Origin of the sequence: Cellulophaga omnivescoria (assembly GCF_027915275.1) — a bacterium.
Classification (GTDB): domain Bacteria; phylum Bacteroidota; class Bacteroidia; order Flavobacteriales; family Flavobacteriaceae; genus Cellulophaga; species Cellulophaga omnivescoria.
In genome coordinates this window covers 1,615,142-1,636,163 of record NZ_CP115819.1, presented here as the reverse complement: position 1 = coordinate 1,636,163, position 21,022 = coordinate 1,615,142, and the positions used below count along the sequence as shown (strand labels likewise).

Annotated in this window: 25 protein-coding genes; 21 read left to right on the top strand and 4 right to left on the bottom strand. The window is 30.4% G+C overall.

The features are described from left to right. The first annotated feature begins 106 nt into the window (after positions 1–106). The gene (locus PBN93_RS07230) at positions 107–748 is read left to right on the top strand and encodes a hypothetical protein (RefSeq protein WP_077405329.1); all 642 of its coding nucleotides are present in this window, start codon (positions 107–109) and stop codon (positions 746–748) included. Between the two features lie 45 nt (positions 749–793). Here the strand turns inward: PBN93_RS07230 and PBN93_RS07225 are convergent, their stop codons facing one another. After that, positions 794–1,765 (bottom strand): IS110 family RNA-guided transposase, encoded by a 972-nt coding sequence (locus tag PBN93_RS07225; protein ID WP_271081788.1) that lies wholly within the window; start codon positions 1,763–1,765, stop codon positions 794–796. 384 nt (positions 1,766–2,149) lie between these two features. Here PBN93_RS07225 and PBN93_RS07220 point away from each other — a divergent pair, with 384 nt between their 5' ends. The 13 genes from PBN93_RS07220 to PBN93_RS07160 all read left to right on the top strand — a co-directional run bounded on the left by PBN93_RS07220 (position 2,150) and on the right by PBN93_RS07160 (position 12,660). Beyond that, a complete protein-coding gene (locus tag PBN93_RS07220) occupies positions 2,150–3,058 on the top strand; it encodes a DUF1963 domain-containing protein (RefSeq protein ID WP_271081787.1) in 909 nt (302 codons plus the stop codon). 358 nt (positions 3,059–3,416) lie between these two features. After that, positions 3,417–3,773 carry a hypothetical protein gene (locus PBN93_RS07215; protein ID WP_271081786.1) on the top strand — a complete coding sequence of 119 codons (357 nt, stop codon included), beginning with the start codon at positions 3,417–3,419 and terminating at the stop codon, positions 3,771–3,773. A gap of 179 nt (positions 3,774–3,952) precedes the next feature. Continuing rightward, a complete protein-coding gene (locus tag PBN93_RS07210; protein WP_271081785.1) occupies positions 3,953–4,513 on the top strand; it encodes an STM3941 family protein in 561 nt (186 codons plus the stop codon). Positions 4,514–4,648: 135 nt separating this feature from the next. After that, a complete protein-coding gene (locus PBN93_RS07205; RefSeq protein WP_271081784.1) occupies positions 4,649–5,551 on the top strand; it encodes an AraC family transcriptional regulator in 903 nt (300 codons plus the stop codon). Positions 5,552–5,635: 84 nt separating this feature from the next. Next, positions 5,636–6,394, top strand: coding sequence for an SDR family NAD(P)-dependent oxidoreductase (locus tag PBN93_RS07200; protein ID WP_271081783.1), 759 nt, complete (start codon positions 5,636–5,638; stop codon positions 6,392–6,394). A 1-nt stretch (position 6,395) separates the two neighbouring features. Then, positions 6,396–6,683 carry a hypothetical protein gene (locus PBN93_RS07195; protein WP_077404839.1) on the top strand — a complete coding sequence of 96 codons (288 nt, stop codon included), beginning with the start codon at positions 6,396–6,398 and terminating at the stop codon, positions 6,681–6,683. Positions 6,684–6,767: 84 nt separating this feature from the next. After that, entirely contained in the window at positions 6,768–7,382 is a 615-nt protein-coding gene (locus PBN93_RS07190) for a hypothetical protein (RefSeq protein ID WP_271081782.1), read from the top strand. Positions 7,383–7,445: 63 nt separating this feature from the next. Then, positions 7,446–8,507, top strand: coding sequence for a flavin monoamine oxidase family protein (locus PBN93_RS07185; protein WP_271081781.1), 1,062 nt, complete (start codon positions 7,446–7,448; stop codon positions 8,505–8,507). A 132-nt stretch (positions 8,508–8,639) separates the two neighbouring features. After that, positions 8,640–9,461, top strand: coding sequence for a metallophosphoesterase (locus PBN93_RS07180; protein ID WP_271081780.1), 822 nt, complete (start codon positions 8,640–8,642; stop codon positions 9,459–9,461). A 174-nt stretch (positions 9,462–9,635) separates the two neighbouring features. Beyond that, entirely contained in the window at positions 9,636–10,505 is an 870-nt protein-coding gene (locus PBN93_RS07175; RefSeq protein ID WP_271081779.1) for a glycerophosphodiester phosphodiesterase family protein, read from the top strand. Between the two features lie 290 nt (positions 10,506–10,795). Beyond that, the gene (locus tag PBN93_RS07170) at positions 10,796–11,233 is read left to right on the top strand and encodes a Crp/Fnr family transcriptional regulator (RefSeq protein ID WP_271081778.1); all 438 of its coding nucleotides are present in this window, start codon (positions 10,796–10,798) and stop codon (positions 11,231–11,233) included. 67 nt (positions 11,234–11,300) lie between these two features. After that, the gene (locus PBN93_RS07165; RefSeq protein ID WP_271081777.1) at positions 11,301–12,098 is read left to right on the top strand and encodes an alpha/beta hydrolase; all 798 of its coding nucleotides are present in this window, start codon (positions 11,301–11,303) and stop codon (positions 12,096–12,098) included. Beyond that, entirely contained in the window at positions 12,082–12,660 is a 579-nt protein-coding gene (locus PBN93_RS07160) for a hypothetical protein (RefSeq protein WP_271081776.1), read from the top strand. Before PBN93_RS07165 ends, PBN93_RS07160 begins: the two co-directional genes overlap by 17 nt. Here PBN93_RS07160 and PBN93_RS07155 read toward each other — a convergent pair. Then, positions 12,657–13,256: a leucine-rich repeat domain-containing protein gene (locus PBN93_RS07155; protein ID WP_077404860.1), complete on the bottom strand. Its 600-nt coding sequence runs from the start codon at positions 13,254–13,256 to the stop codon at positions 12,657–12,659. The two genes, PBN93_RS07160 and PBN93_RS07155, sit on opposite strands and share 4 nt — an antisense overlap. Positions 13,257–13,473: 217 nt before the next feature. On the opposite strand from PBN93_RS07155, the gene PBN93_RS07150 reads away from it, so the two are divergent. From PBN93_RS07150 to PBN93_RS07120, 7 genes are all read left to right on the top strand, one after another. Next, the gene (locus PBN93_RS07150; protein ID WP_077404863.1) at positions 13,474–14,358 is read left to right on the top strand and encodes a DUF2608 domain-containing protein; all 885 of its coding nucleotides are present in this window, start codon (positions 13,474–13,476) and stop codon (positions 14,356–14,358) included. A gap of 68 nt (positions 14,359–14,426) precedes the next feature. Beyond that, entirely contained in the window at positions 14,427–14,858 is a 432-nt protein-coding gene (locus tag PBN93_RS07145) for a hypothetical protein (protein ID WP_271081775.1), read from the top strand. A gap of 342 nt (positions 14,859–15,200) precedes the next feature. Continuing rightward, positions 15,201–16,097: a DUF695 domain-containing protein gene (locus PBN93_RS07140; RefSeq protein WP_271081774.1), complete on the top strand. Its 897-nt coding sequence runs from the start codon at positions 15,201–15,203 to the stop codon at positions 16,095–16,097. A gap of 8 nt (positions 16,098–16,105) precedes the next feature. After that, complete coding sequence (locus PBN93_RS07135; protein WP_271081773.1) at positions 16,106–16,762, top strand: sterol desaturase family protein; 657 nt, start codon at positions 16,106–16,108, stop codon at positions 16,760–16,762. Positions 16,763–16,814: 52 nt separating this feature from the next. After that, complete coding sequence (locus tag PBN93_RS07130; RefSeq protein WP_077403477.1) at positions 16,815–17,450, top strand: transglutaminase-like domain-containing protein; 636 nt, start codon at positions 16,815–16,817, stop codon at positions 17,448–17,450. A 16-nt stretch (positions 17,451–17,466) separates the two neighbouring features. Beyond that, on the top strand, positions 17,467–18,270 hold the full coding sequence (locus tag PBN93_RS07125; protein ID WP_271081772.1) for a VanW family protein: 804 nt from the start codon (positions 17,467–17,469) through the stop codon (positions 18,268–18,270). Positions 18,271–18,343: 73 nt separating this feature from the next. Continuing rightward, on the top strand, positions 18,344–18,850 hold the full coding sequence (locus PBN93_RS07120) for a GNAT family N-acetyltransferase (protein ID WP_271081771.1): 507 nt from the start codon (positions 18,344–18,346) through the stop codon (positions 18,848–18,850). 11 nt (positions 18,851–18,861) lie between these two features. On the opposite strand, the gene PBN93_RS07115 is transcribed toward PBN93_RS07120, so the two are convergent. Further along, positions 18,862–19,617 (bottom strand): LytR/AlgR family response regulator transcription factor, encoded by a 756-nt coding sequence (locus PBN93_RS07115; RefSeq protein WP_271081770.1) that lies wholly within the window; start codon positions 19,615–19,617, stop codon positions 18,862–18,864. An 85-nt stretch (positions 19,618–19,702) separates the two neighbouring features. Beyond that, a complete protein-coding gene (locus PBN93_RS07110; protein WP_271081769.1) occupies positions 19,703–21,019 on the bottom strand; it encodes a RagB/SusD family nutrient uptake outer membrane protein in 1,317 nt (438 codons plus the stop codon). Positions 21,020–21,022 lie beyond the last annotated feature (3 nt).

The following is a 21,022-nucleotide window of genomic DNA, read 5'->3' as shown; positions in this document are numbered from 1 at the left end:
TCGACTACGTCCGAATCCACTCGGAATTGCTAACATCAGTTCTTTACCGAAAATTATTAACTTTAATCCCGTAACTGACGGTTATACGAAACCGTTGGCAAACATTATGAAAAAAATCCTGCACATAATTATACTTCTGACCTCTATTTCGACTTTTTCTCAAGAAAATTTAGGCGGAAAATATTGTTCAATTCCAATTGGAGAATCTGACGTTACTTGCATTGATTTTAAAGAAAATAATCATTTTGAATATTCTGTTTCAGGCTGTTTAGGAACTTCACATATTGGAACTGGAATTTATGAATTAAAAAACAAAATTTTAAAACTGGAATTTGATAAAAAGGAACAACCAACAAAAAATAAAGTAAAAGTTACCGAAATAAAATCACAATCTGAAAAGAATATCGAGTTTGAATTTATTATAACCGACGAGAATGACTTACCTCTTTATGTCAATATTGTTGAAAAACCGAATATTAAAGGATTTGAAATTTATGAAGAGAAAAATAAAATTGAGGTTGAGAAAAACAAATCAAAAATAAAATATGAAATTCTCTCATTAGGTTATGAAACTGTTGAATTAGAATTAGAACATAATTCGAGTAAAAAAATTGAAATAACTATGTTTCCAGTTCAAGCAAAAGTTATTTCAGAAAAAGTATTTGAATGGAATTTGACAGAATTAAATGAAAATGAATTTAAAATCGGGACTGAAATTTGGAATACTTTTAGAAAAATGAAAAAATAACGATTTGCCAACAAAGTACTGTGGTAAAAAACAAGTAAAAACTAACTAATTTTTAGCTAAAGTGCTTCTGTAAGAATCATCATATATTAGTCCTGATTTTGCAATAGCAAAGGCTTGCTTTAATAGTTTATTACACACGGCTATTAATGCTAACTTTTTACTCTTTCCTTTGGCAACGATACGCTCATAAATATCACGACAAGCTTTATTGTATTTACAGGCATTAAAGCTACACATAAATAAGAGATTACGCAGTTTTTGATTTCCTATCTTACTAATTCTACTTCGTCCATTTACACTTGTTCCGCTATTTCTTATCACGGGTGTTAACCCAGCATAACTACATAATTCACTACCGCTACTAAATCGTTCAAAACCGTCCGTTAAAACCACTAACATTAAGGCTGTTTTAGCTCCTATTCCGGGTATAGTTTTTAACCGTGTTAGCACATCTTGGTGCGCTTCTTTTACCAATAACAATAATTTAACTTCTAAGTTGTCTATTTCTTTTTCTAACTGTTTTAAACTTCGTTTTATAGAACTCACAACCGCTTTACTTGGATTTCCTAAAACGGTTTTACCGTGTAGTTTATTTTTTAACATTGTGCTCTGTTTTGTATACACAGAAAGGAGTCTGGTCATTTGCAAGCATTCTATTTGATGCTTGGAACTGCCTTTCCACAACTTTAAGTCTACCTGACTGGCATACTCACATATAAGTTTAGAATCACTCTTATCTGTCTTTATTTTAGACAACTTCATTTGTATAAATCGCTTTACCGCTAATGGATTTTCTACAGATATTTTAATACCTGATTCAAGCAAATAATAAGCTAACTGATAGTGATAATATCCTGTTGCTTCCATCACACAATGGCTCGATAGATCTAATAATTTTTCGAACTTTTTAAAGCCTGAAATAGTGTTTTTAAACTGATAATAATTACCATCTGAATCTGTAACATCAAAAACCAAATGACTAATGTCTATTCCAAAATATTTAATATCTTTATTCATAAGAAATTGTTTTTTTGAAAGGACAACCTACGCGAGTTTCAACGACTTAAAATCGAGGTCTTAAAAGCCTCATAGAACTGTACGAAATCTGTGTAGAAAAGAGAGGGGATTTTCAATGTTGACGAGATCTGTAGTCTCTGCGTGTATAATAACCTTAATCCTCTCTTTTGTGCTTTCTGTTTATGTTTCTAATTTAATGATTTACAAGCTTAAGCCGTGTATAATTAATTGCTAGTATTCGCCTACTTACGAATATTCCTGCGGAATATTCTATTCGGTTTTTATTTGCTAAATTAGTTGCTTAAACACGCAACTAATCATACACAAACACGTTGTACACAATACGCTGGACGTAAAAACATAATAAAAAAACATCTGATTTAAATGACAATTTTATCTTCACTATTTAGCTTCGGACAAAATAAATTTGAAAAAATTAAAAAACACGTTATCGAATCTAATTATGATATTGAAAGTTCAGATAAATTAGAAATACTTGATTTAATAAAACCTACAATTGGAATAAAAACCAAATCGAAAGAAGACAATGAAATAGGAATTGGAAAATCTAAAATTGGAGGAAATCCAGACCTACCAAACGATTTTAAATGGCCCAAATTTGAAAATGAATATTTGACTTTTTGCGCACAATACAATTTAAGTGAATTGAGTAAATACGATTTACAAAATAAACTTCCAAAAAATGGAATGCTTTATACTTTTGTATTTATTGACCAAGATTATCCGGGATTTATGAATAAAGAATCAAGTTACAAACTGATTTATCTTGAAAACACGGAAAACATTGAAAGAATTGAATTCCCAAAAGAATACTTTTTAGAAGGCAAATTTAAGTCTGCTCAAATTGAATATTTTGAGTATTATACATTGCCAGATGACGAAAATTATAAAATAAAGAAATACGAATCAAAATATGATGACTTTAGCCATTTCTATGAAACTGTAACTGAATTTATTGACAATCTGACTAATCAAGAAACTGATAATTTTCATCAAATTCTTGGAGAAGATAGGTCTGTTCAGTCAAGTGTAGTGTTTGATTTCGCAACTAAAAAATTGGAAATTAAAACTATTGAAGATTACGAATCAAAAAAATCGGAAATTGAGAAAATTTCAAAAAAATATAGAATATTATTACAACTCGACTGTAATGACAGAAATTCAGATTTAAGTAGATTTGGCGGAAATGCAGTAATGTATTTTGGAATTGAACCTGAAAATTTAGAAAAGAAAAATATTGAAAATGTAATTATGGCTTTTCAAGGAACATAGAAAATAAAAAGTACTGTGTACAACAATGTATAAAAACAATTGCTAGGTCTGTCCTACTCGGAAAATCCTGCGGATTTTCCTCTGGTTCGACAACTTTTGCTAAATTAGTTACCAAACCACGCAACTGTTCTTATACGTAACCGTTAGCAAGCATATGAAGAGACAGACATTATTAATATTCGGAATTTTAAACCTTCTTATTTCTTGCAAACAGGCTGAATCTAAATAAGTAATTGAATCAGAAAATAAACAAAATTCGGAAATAAAAATAGAGGAAGAAAAAGTAGAACTCGAATCGACTTATGTTACTGAAGCATATTTTGAAAATGACAGTCTAACTTCTTCTCTTAAATCAAATTTGGAAAAAATTGCGCTTGACCCAAAATTTGAGATTAATAGAAAACCAATTAAAAACAGACACGTGGACAATTTAGTAGATACGATTGTAACAAAATCTTATCAGAGTACTGAATTGACTTCATATAAAGCGGAAAGTGAAGAATGGGTTTACAAAGCTAAAATTGGAGATGCAGATTTTGAACTAAATGATTTTATAAAAGTTGGGACGAAAAAATATGTTGTAGAAAAGTCACTTGCTAAAAGAATTAATAATGACATATTAAAAATCGGGAATTTAGAACAGACTTCTGTATTCAATTTAATATTCGAATCGGGAATTCTAAAATCGATTGAATATGATGGATATTTGGACTAAAATACGTTTGCTAACAATGTATAACCGCAATTACGGCGGATTCGACTTCGTCCGAATCCACTCGGAATTGCTTAAACTAGTAAATAACTAAAAACTTTTGGCTAAATTAGTCCTATAACTAAAGGGTTATACGAAGCCGTTACACAACATTTGACAAAGAGCAAGAGAACTGATTTAAAATGAGAGAAATAATAGAAATACCATTAAGTAAAAAGAAAATATATCTTAAGATTTTAGGCTGTTTATTATTTGTAGTAGCCGGAATTTGGTTGTTTTTTAATGCAAGTTTATATCTTGATTTCCCACTAAAATTATTTAGAAATCCAATGGTAATTGAAGGAGTTGGAATTTTAAGTATACTATTTTTTGGAACAATTGCAATTTTACATAGTAAAAAAATATTTGATAAAAATGCGGGATTGATAATTGACTCAAGCGGAATAACGGATAACTCAAGCGCAACAAGCGTTGGATTAATTGAATGGAATGATATATTTGATATTAAAACAAAAAAAATAATGTCAACTAAATTTCTACTGATCAACATAAAAAATCCTGAAAAATATATTGGAAAAGCAAAAAGCGCTACGAAAGCCAAACTTATGAGGTCGAATATGAAAATGTATGGAACACCACTTTCGATTACCTCAAATAATCTAAAATATGATTTTGAAAAACTTGAACAATTAATACAAACTGAATTTAAACAAAATAAAAAAGTTAGAGAACAACGTGTATAGCTCATTACTGCTAAATTCCTAATCGGAATTCATTGCATAATGGTTAAGGCCAAATAACACTGTGTTAAACCACGCAACAAACCACATACAAACGCATTGTGGTTAATAAAAGCAGGTATAAGCTATTTAAACGAAATGATAAATAAAAGAACTGCAAATACAATTGTTGAGTATCACTTAAACAGGCATCAACCAGAAAAACCACAGTTGGCCATTCACGATTTAAATGATTACATTACCAAACACAAAGGACATACTACAAAACCGCATATTCACAGTTATTTTCAAGTTATTTGGTTTAAACAAGGTAAAGGAAAACATTTTATAGATTTTGATGAGCATAATGTACTGGACAACACTATTTTATTTGTTGCCAAAAATCAGGTTCACTATTTTGATGACAACACTAATTACCAAGGAATTTTATTACATTTTAATGAAAATTTTATTGTTGAAAAAGATAACGAAACAGATTTTTTCTTAAAATCTAATCTATTTAATAACCCATACAATCAGCCACTTTGCACACTAAAAAAACCAACAGCCAACATATTTGATGAATATATTACGCAAATAAAAAGAGAGTTTAATACACCAGACATATTTGGTAAAGAAGAATTATTAAAGTCTTACTTAAAAGCGTTTCTTATACAAATACAGCGTGTAAAACAAGCCTGCGAGCAAACAGAAAAACAGACTAGCGCTGCGCCTGACGACAAAAAAGTACAACTTATAAAATTTATAAACCTCATTAACGAAAATTACACCAAAGGACTTTCTGTTTCTGAATATGCTAAACTATTGTTTATATCTTCTAGAACATTGTCTGATCTTACCAACTTGCAATTAAACAAAACACCATCGCAAATGATACAAGAACGAATTGTTTTAGAAGCGCAACGTTTGTTATTGTATTCCGAACTAAACGTGAACCAAATTGGCTATCGTTTGGGTTTTGATGATCCGTCGTATTTTGTAAAATACTTTAAAAAACACACAAACCTCTCGCCTTTAGGCTTTAGGAAGTCCGTTTCCTAAAAGTACCATTCCTTTTCGTTTTTGTCCATCTTATACTACTGGAGTTATCCTGAACTTTGCAGTGTAATTAAAAAAAGGTATATCATGGAAAAAATACAAGCACTTATAATTGGCGGAACTACAGGAATGGGAAAAGCTACAGCACAACTGTTACTTCAAAAAGGTATTGAAGTTACCATTGTTGGTAGAGCCAGCAAAAATTTAGACACTGCAAAAACAGAATTAGCAACTTTTGGAAACGTAAAAACCAAAGCAGTAAATCTTTTTGACATGAATGAAGTAAAAGTATTTGCTGCATCAATATCTGAAGATATACCTAATTTAAAATACTTGGTGAATTCGGCAGGATATTTTAGTCCAAAACCTTTTTTAGAGCATACTGAAGCAGATTATGACATTTACCATAATTTCAACAAAGCGTTTTTCTTTATCACACAAAAAGCAGCAAAAGTAATGGCTAACAATGGTAGTGGTTCTATTGTAAACATAGGATCTATGTGGGCAAAACAAGCTATAAAAGCCACTCCATCTTCGGCATATTCTATGGCTAAAGCAGGTTTACATAGCTTAACACAGCATTTAGCAATGGAGTTGGCAGAAAGTAATATTCGTGTAAACGCAGTATCTCCAGCAGTAGTGGTAACACCAATTTATGGTTCGTTTATAGCGAAAGATAAAATTGAAGAAACCTTACAAGGTTTTAACGATTTTCATCCTATTGGACGCGTAGGTACATCACAAGACATTGCCAAAACAATAGCCTTTTTATTAGATGAAGATAGTGCTTGGGTTACAGGTGCAGTTTGGGATATTGACGGTGGTGTAATGGCAGGAAGAAATTAAAATGACAAAAGCATATTTAGAAATTAGTCTTAAAATAAACGAGTTGGACAGAGCAAACGCAGCAGCTGTGTACAGCAAATACAAATCACCATTTTTAGAAACTATTACTGGTGCAACATCCAAAAAACTTTTAATTAGAAACGAAGATGTACAAGTGTTACATGGTTTTAAAACCACAGAAGATGCTCAAAACTATTTAGCAACAAACTTATTTACTAACGATGTGGTAACTGGTTTAAAACCGTATTTACAGGATAATCCTGAGGTAAGAATCTATACCGTAGCTTAATTAAAAACAAGTTACTAGGTTAACAAAAGAAGCTTTATTGGTTTAAAATAAGGCTTCTTTTTCTTCTTTAAAACTTTTAAAATTATGGAACCAAGTTTTTATTTTTATACCATATTAGCAGCTTTAGGTTACCTTTTAATAGAATCGATATTTATGGTTGGCGTATGGATTTCGGCAAAAGGCGAAACGGAAAAAATGCCAAACGGAAAAGACTACGACAGCGAAATGATTTTATATCCATTTAAAAAAAGAGTTATGAAATCGCAACAAGAAATTGTAGTTTATAAAGGAGTTTATTTTAAAAAACTTATTGAAAAAATACGCGTACAAATTCCCGAATTCGACTTTAATAGCTCAGAAAAAGAAATTCTACTAACTAGAGACGACAGCAATTTTGTAGCTTTTATAAACCTGTTAAATGAGCGCATAAAACGTATAGACCCAAAAATAATTGTAACTCTTACCAACTCTGGCGTGCAGTTTCATAAAGAATACACTCAGTACAAAATTAATAAGTACTTACGAAAACCAATTATTCAATGTCCTATTTGTATATCGTCTGTATGGAGCATATTTACGTATTGGATTCCAATACTTTATTGGTTTGGTTTTAGCTGGCCAATTATATATTTAGGTATTGCAAATACATGCATACTAGCCTGTGTAAATTGGTTGGTGTTTTCTAGTAGACCTCAGTAATTTAAGGTTAATAATAAAAAAGCTATTGTACTTTTACAATAGCTTTTTGCTTAAAATGAATTTATGAAAGAAAGAATTATAATTATAGGTGGTGGATTAAGTGGATTAACCTTAGCTTATTTATTATCAAAAAGAGGAATAGAATCAAAAGTTTTAGAAGCTTCTTCAAGAATTGGCGGAAGAATTAAAACCATAAAAGGAGCATTAGAAACACCTTTAGAGTTGGGCGCTACCTGGTTTTCTGGTATGCACAAAAATTTAATGACGTTAATTACTGAATTGGACTTAGAAAAATACCCGCAATATTCAAAAGGAACTTCGTTATTTCAAACCAAATCATTTGAACCACCGCAAGAGTTTTTTGTTCCCGAATCTGAAAATCCTTCCTTCCGTTTAAAAGATGGAACACAAAAACTTATCCATACGTTAGCTCAAAAATTACCTTCTAAAAATATACATCTAAATACAAAAGTTGTAGGTATTACTGAATTTGATAGTAAATTAATAGTTAAAATATCTAATGGAGAAAAACTTTATGTAGACAAGGTTGTGCTTTGTTTACCACCACAATTAATAGGTTTAAATATTAAGTTTTCACCAGAATTGCCTAGTTCTGTTTCTAAACTATTGCCAAATGTGCAAACTTGGATGGCAGGTGCTATAAAGTTTGTGTTAGAATATGAAGTTCCTTTTTGGAGAAATAAAGGGTTTTCTGGAATGTTGTACAGCCACTCCGGAATTGTTTCAGAAATGTACGATCACACGAATTTTGAAGAAAATAAATTTGGTTTTACAGGTTTTTTAAATGCAGGGGCTGTGTCTTATCCTCAAAAAGTAAGAAAAGAATTTGTATTAAAACACTTAACAGAATTGTTAGGAAAAGAAGCATTAAATCCCAGTGCCTATTTTGATAAAATTTGGACAGACGAATTTTTAATTAGTGGAGACCAATTCACTCAAAGAGCGCATCAAAACAATGGTCATCCATCATTACAAAATTGTTATATGAATGGAAAGTTATATTTTTCAGGAACAGAAACAGCTACAGAATTTGGAGGATATATGGAAGGTGCGGTTATTTCTGCCTTAAGCATAGCAGAAAAGTTAAAATCTAATAATACCTAAACTACACCTATTACCTAGCTAAACTGCTAGTTGAAATAACTAAAACAAAGTAACATATTTTTAATCTAGTCGTATTTTAAGAAAGTTAACAGTTATTTACTTAAATTAACTACAAAAAACTAGCAATTAAAAATGCCAAAATTAACCAGAAGAAAATTTATAAAACGAGGAATTTTAGCCTCAATTGGATTAGTACTTTTAGACTCACTTTGGTTTGAGAAATATGTAATTGACTGGAATTACTTTGACATCTCAAAATCGCAAAAAAACAAAATAAAAATCATTCAAATTTCGGATTTACACTTTGACCAATTAAGATATTTTCATAAATCTATTGCAAAAAAAATAAATTTAATTAAACCTGATATAATATTTATAACTGGAGATTCTGTTGACAAAACTGAAAAAATAGATTCACTGAACGATTTTTTGCAATTAATAGATAATTCTATAAAAAAGTATGCGATTACCGGAAATTGGGAATATTGGGGTAAAGTCGATTTGATAAAACTTAAAAATACTTATTCTAAAAATAATTGCGAATTATTAATAAACCAGAACAAAACCATTTCAATTAAAAATCGTAAAATCTCAATAATCGGAATTGACGATTTAGTTGGTGGAAATGCTGATTTCGGAAAAGCAGTTGAGAATCTAAAACAAACCGAAACCAATATCGTTTTATCACATTGTCCTGAATACAGAGATATAATCACAAAACAAAAAGAGAATTTAAATATTGATTTAGTACTTTCTGGTCATACTCACGGCGGACAAATTACAATTTTTGGAATTGCTCCTTTTAAACCAAAAGGAAGTGGAAAATATTTAAAAGGTTGGTACAAGGAATCTAACCCAAAAATGTACATATCTAAAGGAATAGGAACAAGTATTTTACCTATTAGATTTGGAGCAAGAGCAGAAATGGTAGAAATGGTAGAAATGGAAATTTAAGTATTAAAAACATATTTCTAATTTAATATGTTTATTATTAAAAGATACAGGCAAAATATTATATTTGGTCCATTAGTAAATAAATACTCTTTGCTATTAATTTTTCTATAAGTTATTACTCAAATTAAAAAAGAACTTTTTCTTGTGAAAAGAACACTATATCGTTTAAAAAAAATGAAAAAACTACTACTATCTACGCTATTAATTTCTATTTTATTTATTGCTTGCACTGGTAAAAATACACAAAAAAATAGCCTCCAGACTTTTTTTAGTTACTCTAAGGATAGTACGTTATTAATAAGTGCGCATCGTGGCGGAAAAGGTTATGTTGGCTATCCTGAGAATTGCTTACAAACTATGCAATACATTAAAAAACACATACCTAACGCGTTATTTGAAATTGATGTTGCTAAAAGTAAAGATAGCGTTTTACTATTAATGCATGATAACTCTTTAGAAAGAACAACAACTGGTTTTGGCAGAGTAGACCAAAAAAATTGGGCAACACTATCACAACTTAAACTTAAAGACGATTTTGACTCTATTGTTGATTTTAAAATTCCGCTATTTGAAGATGTTTTAGATTGGGCTAAAAAAGAAAACGCCATACTTACAGTAGATATTAAGCGTAGTGTTGACCCCGCAGAAGTGCTTCATTTTATTGAAGAAAACGACGCTTTGGATCAATCTGTTATTATAACGTACTCTATTAAAACGGCTCAAAAACTATATAAATTAAACCCAAACGTAGTACTATCTGTAAGTATTAGAAATATGGAAGAATACAACAGAGCTGCCAACTCGGGTATACCTTGGAAAAATATGGTTGCATTTACAGGCACTGTTGAGTCTGACCCTTTATTATATAAAAAATTACATCAAAATGAAGTTCTATGTATGCTAGGTACTTTAGGAAACCTAGATAAGAGAGCTGCGGCAAAGGGCGAGCACCTTTACAGAGAATGGGCTAAACTAGGAATTGACATTTTTGCTACAGATAGACCATTAGAGACTCAAAAAGCGCTTAAAACTCATAAAAATTAAATGGTACTATTTATTTAAATAATCTTTAAGTTTTATAACACCGCAAACGTTTTGGCTTTTGTTTGTTAAATTACACTTATAATTACAAGTTAACTAGCAACGCATTACACTAAAACTTATGAAAGCGCATTTTTCTATTGAAGAAAACATTCTTTTTAACTTTTTAAGTCAAGTTTACCCGTTAACAGAAACAGATTTTTTGCCTTTAAGAAAGGTTATTAAAAAAAAAGAAAATTAAAAAAGGGGAATTTTTATTAAATATAGGACAAGTAGAAACCAAAACCTCTTTAGTGTTAAATGGTTTTATTCACCAATATACAATAATTGAAGATAGGTTATTTACAATAGATTTTTCACTTGCAGGTATGAGTTTTAATAACTTTACAAGCTATATGGAAGCTTCACCCTCTAACCAAATACAGGAAGCAGTAACCGATACTGAAATTATTTATTTTGAAAAAGCTGCTATTGAAAAGCTACTGCTAAATAGTCATCCTTTTTCTATTATTTATACTAAATTATTTGAGCAAGTACACTTAGAACGCGAAAAAAGATCATTAATATTACAGCATAAAAATGCGTATAAAAAATACGAGCTTTTTTTAAACTCAATTGCTAAATCTAAAAGGTTTTTAGAAGAAGTACCACAAAAGTTAATTGCCAATTATTTAGGTATGACTCCAGAAACATATAGCAGAGTTAAAAAAACATATTTAAATAAAGCTTAATTTCTTGATTTAAAATAAGTTTTAAGTTTTAAAGATTTTAGATTTTTGAAAAACAAAGTCTAAGGTTATGAAACTTACAACGTTTATTGCACTCTTCACAATATTATTAAGTTGTTCTGCTACTGATGATGATTTTGACATTATTGGATCTAAAGATCAATTTATAATAACCTCAACAATAGTAAATGACAACTACCCTATTTATGTATTTCTACCCAAAAATTATGACAGTAATTTAAAAAATCAGTTAATTATTGCATTAGACGGTGATGCCAGGTTTAATTCTATTGCTAACATATTATCAAAAAAAGTAGAAAAAAATAGTATGCCACCTTGTATATTAGTTGCTATTGGTAATAATAAACAAAGAAACAGAGACTATACTCCTACGGTTTATGCACACGGCTCTGGTGGCGCAGAAAATTTTTATCAGTTTATTAAAAATGAATTAATTCCTGAATTAGAATCAAGATATAGTATAGATTCATCTAACAACAAAACATTAATTGGACATTCTTTTGGCGGGTTATTTACTCAATACGTTATGGCAAAAGAAAGAGCTTCTAACCCGTTTAATAAGTTCATTTCTGGAGGCACATCATACTGGTACGACTCTGGTATTATATTTAATTTTGAAGAATACTACGCAAGCGCTAACACCGATTTGGATGTGATATTTTATAACGGAATGGGCTCTTTAGAAGGCGGTGTTATGTTAGCATCTTTTGAAGAAATGAACAATAGACTCCGTTCTAGAAACTTTCCAAATTTTAAGCATAAAAGTGAATTGATAAAAAAAAGTGGCCATAGCGGCTCTGCAACTAAAATAGTTAAAAAAGGTTTAGACTATGTATTTGGTAAATAAAGTAATTTTAGCTCTGGTATTGTGTGTTTCTGCAACAACCTTATGGTGTCAAAAAACAAACAGCAACAATTTAGAAATAGGTGTGATAGCTGCTGGCGATGAGGCTTTATATTATGGAGGATATAGTAAATACACCACTCCACTGTCTCAAAACAAACATCATTTTACCTTAGCATTTTCAATTGTTGCATATTTTGACTTTAAGGGAGAGTCTGAGCCAAATGCCACATTAAAAAATGATATAGATATGCGTTTACTACCAACAATTAATTTTGGTTACTCCCTTAATTTTAATAGCGTACAAATAAATTTTGAAGTTCCTGTTGGCGCAAGCATAGCTATTACCAAAGGAACTTTACTAAATAAAAAAATAGGCTTTAAAAAAACCTATTCTAATACCGAAACCTTTTTTAACTACGGCTTGTCTTTTTCTCCAAAATACAAGCTTAATAGCTACAATAGTATAGGTATTTACAGTTTTATACCTTTAGTTAGTGACAAAGCACAATCTGGATACCAAATAGGAGTTGGATGGACTAAAAATATAAGTGTTAAAAACTAATAAATTTCAAATGTTATATTGTCTATGTCGCACTTATAAAAAATACTCCCTATATAATTCTCAAACTTTGCTGGTAACATAACTTTTTTAAGCATTTTATTAATTCCAAAACTTGCCTTAGGTATTTCTGTTAAATGATCTGGTATAGTTAGTTCTTCAAAATTATTTTCTGCAAAGCAATCGTTACTTATATTTTTTACCGATTTTGGTAAATTTAAACTAGTTAAAGCATTACCTACAAAACAAAACATTGGTAAAAATTCAATATTAGACTCAATAACAAGTTTTTCAATAGTATTACGTCCAAAGGCACCACCGCCTATTTTGTTTACTTTACTTGGTATTATTACCTCTTTTATTTCATTATCATAAAAAGCATCTTCACCTATATATTCTAATAAACTTGGTAATGTAACCGCTTTAATTCCTTTTTCGCAAAAAGCCTCTTTGTAAATATAAAGTACAGGCTTATCATTTATGTAATCTGGTATTCTTATGTTTTTAGCTTCGCCTATATAATCTAAAATAGCTATGCCATTACTAAACTGCCTAAAAGAATAATCTTCATTAACTAAATCTACTACTACTTCTTCCATAATTATATTTATAATTTTTACATTTTTAACTAAAAAATAGCGCTACACAAAGAGTAACCCTGTTAGTATTAATTATTAAATATAATTGGTTAAATAAAAATGTTTATAAAGCAGTTTATTTTCGTAGTTGTTCTTTTTGTATTCGTAACTTAAAGCAAATTATGTAATTTTACACCCAATAAAAACTACTCCTTTTACAAATTACAAACACATTATTATGACTAAAAAAAAGTATATAACCCTTATGGGTATAACGTTGTTTATAAGTATAAACTTAACGGCCCAAACTCTAAAAAACAGTACTATTTTTAGTTTTAAAGATGTAAACAACCTTGTAACCCAAAAAACCAAACAATACGGAGTAGAAAATGTACTTGTTATTGTAGATATAGACAATACACTTTTAACCAGTAATGTAGATCTGGGCGGAGACATTTGGTACAATTGGCAAAGAGGTAAAATTGAAGATGCTATACCTACAAAAAAACAAAAAATTGAAAACTGTTTTTATGAAGATGTTATTGGTTTATTGTACGAGCTTGGTACAATGAAGTTAACAGACTCTTTAATACCCAAATACCTAAAAAACTGGCAAAATAATGGCACAACTGTATTTGCACTAACATCTAGAAGTCCTAGGTACAGAACCGCAACAGAAAGAGAATTGTTAAAAAATGGTATAAACTTATCTAAATCTCCTATAACACAGATTGATGGCTCTAAAGCTGTTTACAATTACACTTTAGAAAGAGAAATGAGTTACAGAGACGGACTTATGATGACTACTGGGATGAATAAGGGTGATATGATAGCACACATACTTGGCAGAACCGGAAGAACATATAAGGCTATCATTTTTGTTGATGACTCAGAAAAAAATATAAAAGACGTTACACATAAGTTTAAAGACAAAACAGCTATTGATTTTACTGTTTTTTATTTTGATAAAATAGTTAGAGACCGAAAAATAGCAAATGGTGGTGTTTTAATAACCAAAAAACAAGCAAAGAAAATGACTTCAGATTGGGAGAAATTATCAAAAACATTAAACACTATTTTCCCTGGCAGAAACACCAAAAACAAATGTGTTAGTCCTAACTAACACACTTAAACAACTTAATCTATTTTTTAGCGTTCATTGTACTTAACCAATTAAACTATAATTACAATATGAAAAAATTATTTTTCACGCTATTATTTACCGCATTACTATTTTCTTGTTCTTCTGACGATGACAATTCACCAAAAAGCTTAGAAGAAACTGTTTTAGAGGGGTCTTGGTTTTTTCAAAGATTAGGAGAAACTTGTGATAATGATTACGATTTAGAAGCAGGAGACCCTTATGCTTTTAAATTCTTAGAAAACAACACTATTGAGTTTGAAGATCCAGGTTACCTATCTAGCTCTATGTACACTATAGATGGTAACAATTTAACCTTAGAGACTATTTACACTTTACCTTCTGGAAACAAACGCAAATTTGTAGGCAATTACACTTTTTCTGAAGATACAGGTAACTTTACTGGTACAAATACGTTTACAGCTTATAATGATATAGAAACACAGTGGACCTGCCAAGGCTCTACTAGTATCTCTAAATAATAACATTAACCCTTATATAAATGAGCTATTCATATGTAAATTTAAACATATGAATAGCTCATTTTTTTTACAACAAAATTTTCAGAAAATAATCACCTATTTAAAATTCCTATATTTACTATAAGCAATAAACTATTAAAATATATGAGCTTTTTAAAATCACTATTTAAATCAAAAGAAGAGCCTATAAACTCTTACGAAGATTTTTGGAAATGATTTTCTAAAAACCAACAAGCATTTTACACTGTAATTAAGGATAAAGGCAATATTAATAAAGAGTTTTTTGAAAAGCTATCATCCAAATTAGATCAACTTAAAGACGGAATTTGGTTTTTAGCAGGTATGTTTAATGACACTACTGCCGAACTTATTTTAACTCCAGACGGAGTAATAAAAAACATTGTATTTGTAGAAGAGTTTGTAGCTGCAGCACCTGAGATAAAAAATTGGAAAATAACAGCTCTTAAACAACCATCTGAGCTAGGAAAATTTGGAATAGAAATGGATGGCTATACCTTTAATGAAAGTAAAATGCAATTTTATGCAACAGAACACTCATCTATGCCAGATGAAATTGATATCACTATTACTCATGAAGATTATACCGAAGATAATAAGGCCATAATGACCAACGGTGTTTACCTTGCTCTAGACCATTCTTTAGGAGAGTTAAATTCCGTAACAAAAATAGATAACGTTAGCATTATTGCTTCACAGAATGCCACATCAGAACTAGTGCCTTTTAAAAAACTAAAAGACTTTTTAATATGGAGAGAAAAAGAGTTTGTAGAAAAATACAAAGGGCTAAGGCACAATACCGAAAACGATAAATACTCTGGGTTAGAGGCAACTTTAAATAACGGATTACCATTAATTGCAGTTGTAAATACTGATTTACTTGCTTGGGACAGTAAAGCCTCTCATCCTTGGATTGCCGTAATGGAAATTAAATATAATGGTGAAAATAACAATGGAATGCCAGATAGCAAAACCTACGAATTGTTAAACCAAATTGAAGAAAAAGTAACTGCAGAACTTAAAGATTCTGATGGTTATTTAAATGTAGGCAGACAAACAGCAGAATCTGTAAGAGAAGTATATTATGCCTGTACGGACTTTAGAAAACCTGCTAAAATATTTCATAAAATAACAAAAGAATATGCCCCACAAATTGAAATAAACACAGACATATATAAGGACAAGTATTGGCAGTCTTTTAATAGGTTTATAGCTCATTAAACCGCGTAATGAACCTTAAAGATTTTACAACATTTTTTTCTTTATTAATTGGCTTAAATATTGCTGGTTACCTCTTAAACATAGGTATTAGTATGGTGTGGAACAAAGTGTACAAACACCAAAATGCCATTATAAAGAAAGAAGTCTTTTCATCTTTAATAATTCTGTTAATTAACATCTTAATAGCAATTCCGGGATATATTTTGTGGGTTAAAGGCTTCATTATATTTAATAATCAAAACCCTTGGCTAACTTTTTTAATTCTATTTCTATTATTAGATTTTTTAATGTATGCTTTACATTGGGCATCACACAATATTGGTTTTTTAAAACCAATTCATTTGCAGCACCATGAACATACAGAACGTTTTAATATAGTTAGCCTATACTATATGTCTCCTTGGGAATCTATACTATTTGGTTTGTTGCTAACTGTAATTGCATTAGTGTTTTCTTTAAACATATATGGTTTTATAGCTTTTCTTGTATTTAATTGGTTTTACGGTGTTGTAACACACCTAAACACTAAAGTAAGTAACCCATACTTTTTAATATTTACAACCAATTATTTCCATAAAAATCATCATAAGCTATTTTCTAAAAACTATGGTTTTTATACTATTTTATGGGATAAATTATTTAAAACTGAAAGTAGAAAAATATAGGTAATATTCTTTTTGCTATATTTAAACTAAATCAAAAAACACAATAATTATTATGGACTACCTATCTCCTACCTATTTTTTTGATTATGAAACAAAAGAAATTCAAAACCTTATAGCAGCATATAAAAAGCCGACGCTTACACCCAAAGAGCAATGCAAACTTGTATATTTAAAAATAAGAGATTCTTGGAGGTACAACCCTTACAACCTTAGTTTTTCTAAGGAAAACTATAAAGCAAGTACAATTGCTAAAAGAGATAGCGGACATTGCATAGACAAATCTATTTTATTAATTACCTGCTTAAGAGCGCTTAATATACCTGCTAGGCTACACTTAGCCAAAGTTAAAAACCACATAGGAGCAGAACGCCTTATTGAAAAATTTGGAAGCAATGAATTAACTAACCACGGTATGGTTAATGCTTTTATAAATGACAAATGGCTTAAAATGTCTCCTGCTTTTAACGCATCACTATGTAAAATGTTTAATGTTGATCCTTTAGAGTTTGATGGAGAAAATGATTCCGTTTTACAAGAATTTAATAGAGAAGGGAATACTTTTATGGAATATTTAGAAGATTACGGACATTTTGATGATGTGCCAGTAGCATTTATGATTAAAAATGCTAAAGAACATTATCCGCATATTTTTGACACTGCCAAAAACCAAACAGAATTTAAATTATAGTTTTATTACGCTTATAATGAACGAGATAAAAAAACCAATAAACAGAAGTAGAATACGGCAACTTGTAGGTAAGGAATATTTTATATTAAAACGTAAATACCATTGGTTATCGTCAGGCAAAAAATGGGCAACGACCAAAGGTAATAGCGATTTTAAAAATTTGGTTTTTGAACACAGCTCAATGATTTTACGTCCGTTAAAAGATGTAGATATGTATTTACAAGAAAACAAGAGAAAGAATTTAGAAATTGCAATTAGCCAAATAAATACTGTTATTATTAAACCAAACGAAACATTTTCTATTTGGAAACTAGTGGGCAGACCCACAAAGCGCAAAGGATATTTAGAAGGTTTAATTCTAAGTCAAGGACAAATTGCTAAAGACACAGGAGGTGGTCTGTGCCAACTTGGTAATTTACTATTTTGGATATTTGCACACTCACCATTAACAGTTACAGAAAGGTATAGACACGGTTTTGATGTTTTCCCGGATATTAACCGCAAAGTACCCTTTGGAGCCGGCGCAACATTATCTTATAATTACATAGATTTGCAGGTAAAAAATAAAACTAAAAACAGCTTTCAGGTAAACTTATGGTTAGATAAAACTCACTTAAATGGCACACTAACTTCTAAAAATAAAGTTAACGCTCTTTATACGGTTGAGGAGCGTAACCATATTTTTAAACAGCAATATTGGGGAGGTTATTCTCGTCATAATCAAATTATACAAATTGAAGATTTAAACGGACAGCAAACTGAAAAATTACTAGTTACTAACAATGCTATTATGATGTACAATCCGTTTTTAAATGAGTAACAAGAACAAAAAAATTAAAACAACCTTTATAATCTAGCATTACAGTTTAAAAATAAAATTGTATTTTACTAGAATGTTACAAAGTCAAAGAATACAATTTACACCCTTAAGTACAACGTACAGAAAACCACTAGAAGACCTGTTTTGCAAAAATCCGTTGGTTATGCAAAACACTTTAAAAGGTCGTGTTTTAACTGCTAATGAACTACAAAAAATAGTTGAAGATGATTTTATTACCACAACAGATGAAACTGTTGGTTTTTGGTGCTTAACAAGCAAAGAAGATAATGCCTTTATTGGTGTATCTGGCTTATTAAAGTGCAATTACCTTGGCAAAGAAAGTTATGAGTTTGGCTTTATATTAGATGATAAATTTTGGGGCAAAGGCATTGCTACAGAAATAGGTAAGTTTTGGATAGACTACGCTAAAAACGAACTTAATTTAACTGAAATTTTAGCTACCGCTAGCCCAGAAAACCACGCATCTAGGAGAGTTTTAGAAAAGTTAGATTTGCAAATGGTACGCCAATTTACATCTAAAGAACGTGGAGCAAGGTTGTTGTTTAGCAAAAAACTATAAACACCAAGCAGCTACTTATCTAACCAAATTTTAAAATTTTTAACCCCAAACTTGCTTACTAAAATAGGTTTTGCACTTGCGTGTGCCACTTTTAGATGTAATTCTATTTTTTGCGGATTATGTTTTACAATCTCTTTTATTGCATTTATGTGTATAATATAATTTCTGTTTACTTTAAAAAAGACTTCTGGGTTTAGTTTTTCTGATATATCTCGTAACGTGTCTTTATACAAGTAATTTTCAGATGTGGTTGTAAATAAAAAAAGATTTTTTCCTTCGCTATAAAAAAAGGCAACCTCAGCACTTTCTATAGATTTTAGCTGATGACCAGATTGTACTAAAAAACGATCTTGTAGCGTTTTACTATCTAAAGCCTCTAGAGATTTTGCCGTGTTGTAAAATGAAAAATTTTCTTTTATCTGCGTATACTTTTGCAATGCCTTATACACATCTTTAGCTTCAAAAGGCTTTAGTAAATAGTCTATTGTAAAGTGTTTAAATACACGTATAGCATAATCATCATAAGCAGTAGTAAAAACTATAGGAGCAGTAATATTTGTTTGTGTAAAGGCCTCTAAACTTTTACCATCACCTAAGTGAATGTCCATAAAAATTAAATCTGGCTTGGCATCATTAAAAAAAGACACCATTTCTTGCACAGAACCCAAATGTATTATTTTAGTTACAGGCACAACACTTTGCGCTTTTAGCAAACCAATTAAATAATCTGCTGCCAAATCTTCATCTTCTACTACAACTACAAGCATATTATTTTTTGTATAAAAATAAAAAAACCCGATAAAATTATCGGGTTTAGTTGAACAATAATTGCTCGCTGACTAACTCGTAATATTATAATTCCGGGTTATTTAATCTTGCATCTGCAGGGAAAGGCAAGGTATACCTTGGGTCATTTTCACCTAACTGAAAATCTTCTCCGCTTAAACTATGCGTAATAGCTTTTTGGTTACTTCTTCTTAAATCAAACCAACGGTGACCTTCTAGCGCCAATTCTCTCCAACGTTCTGCATATAACTCTTGCATAAACTCATTAGCAGACATTGGGTTAATAGCTGTTGCTAAATTAGCCATATGTGCACTTTGGTAACGGTTTTGCATAAATGCTAACAAGGTAGCTTTTGCATCCTCTAAAGCTCCTAATTTGGCCTGTGCTTCTGCCTTTATTAACATCAACTCAGACACTCTAAACGAACAATTAAACTCTTGCTCCCCGCCTTTTGCTGCTTTATAATTACCGTTGTCTTCTGTAAAATACAATGCAAACCTTAAATCGTTTGTAGTATCATAAACAGCCAATAAATCATTAGATATAAAAGAACTATTTCTTACACTAGAGTCAAGCACATCTTCTAAAGCCATAATAGACTCTACAGATGTGTATAAATTTGGAAATTGTGGCGTGTCATTTAAATTAACAAGCTCTTTATTTAAAGCTAAAGCAGCATTTGCAGCCGTTAAAGCGGCTTCACTATTATTCATATATGTATGCACACGAGCCTCTAGGGCTAAAATTGCTGTTTTTGTAAATCTGTAATTTAAACCTGCTTCAAATTTTGTAACGTTTAAAAGCGATTTAGCTTTTTCTATATCTTTTAAAACTTGAGTATAAACTTCTTGTACAGAGGCAGGCACAAAAACCTGCTCTAAATCTATCTCTAGTGCCAATGGCATGCCAATGTCTGTAGCTGCAGTTGTTGCATTATAAGGCACGCCGTAAAGGTTTACCAAATCAAAATGTGCATAAGAACGTAATGCATACGCCTCTCCCAATAATTGATTTTTTTCTTGTGATTCTTCAATTTTTTCTGCTCCATCCTGTATAACATGATTAGTGTAAAAAATAGAGTTATACACTTGTATATAAGGGTAAGGTGCCGTTTGCGGATCTGGGTTAGAATCTTTCCAGGTAAACACATCTTTGTAAGAAGGAAAATCAAAACTATTTTCATCTAAAATAAGTTCATCTGTTCTGTATACAACTCTAGATTTTTGCTCCGGAAAAATATCATATCCTTTAGTTAAAACAGCTCTAAACTCTTCTAAACTTTCTGGAATAACTTTTCCTTCTGGTTCTATTTCTAAATAATCATCGCAGCTTACAGCAAAAAATGCTACTAATGCTACTAGGTATATATATTTTTGTTTCATTAT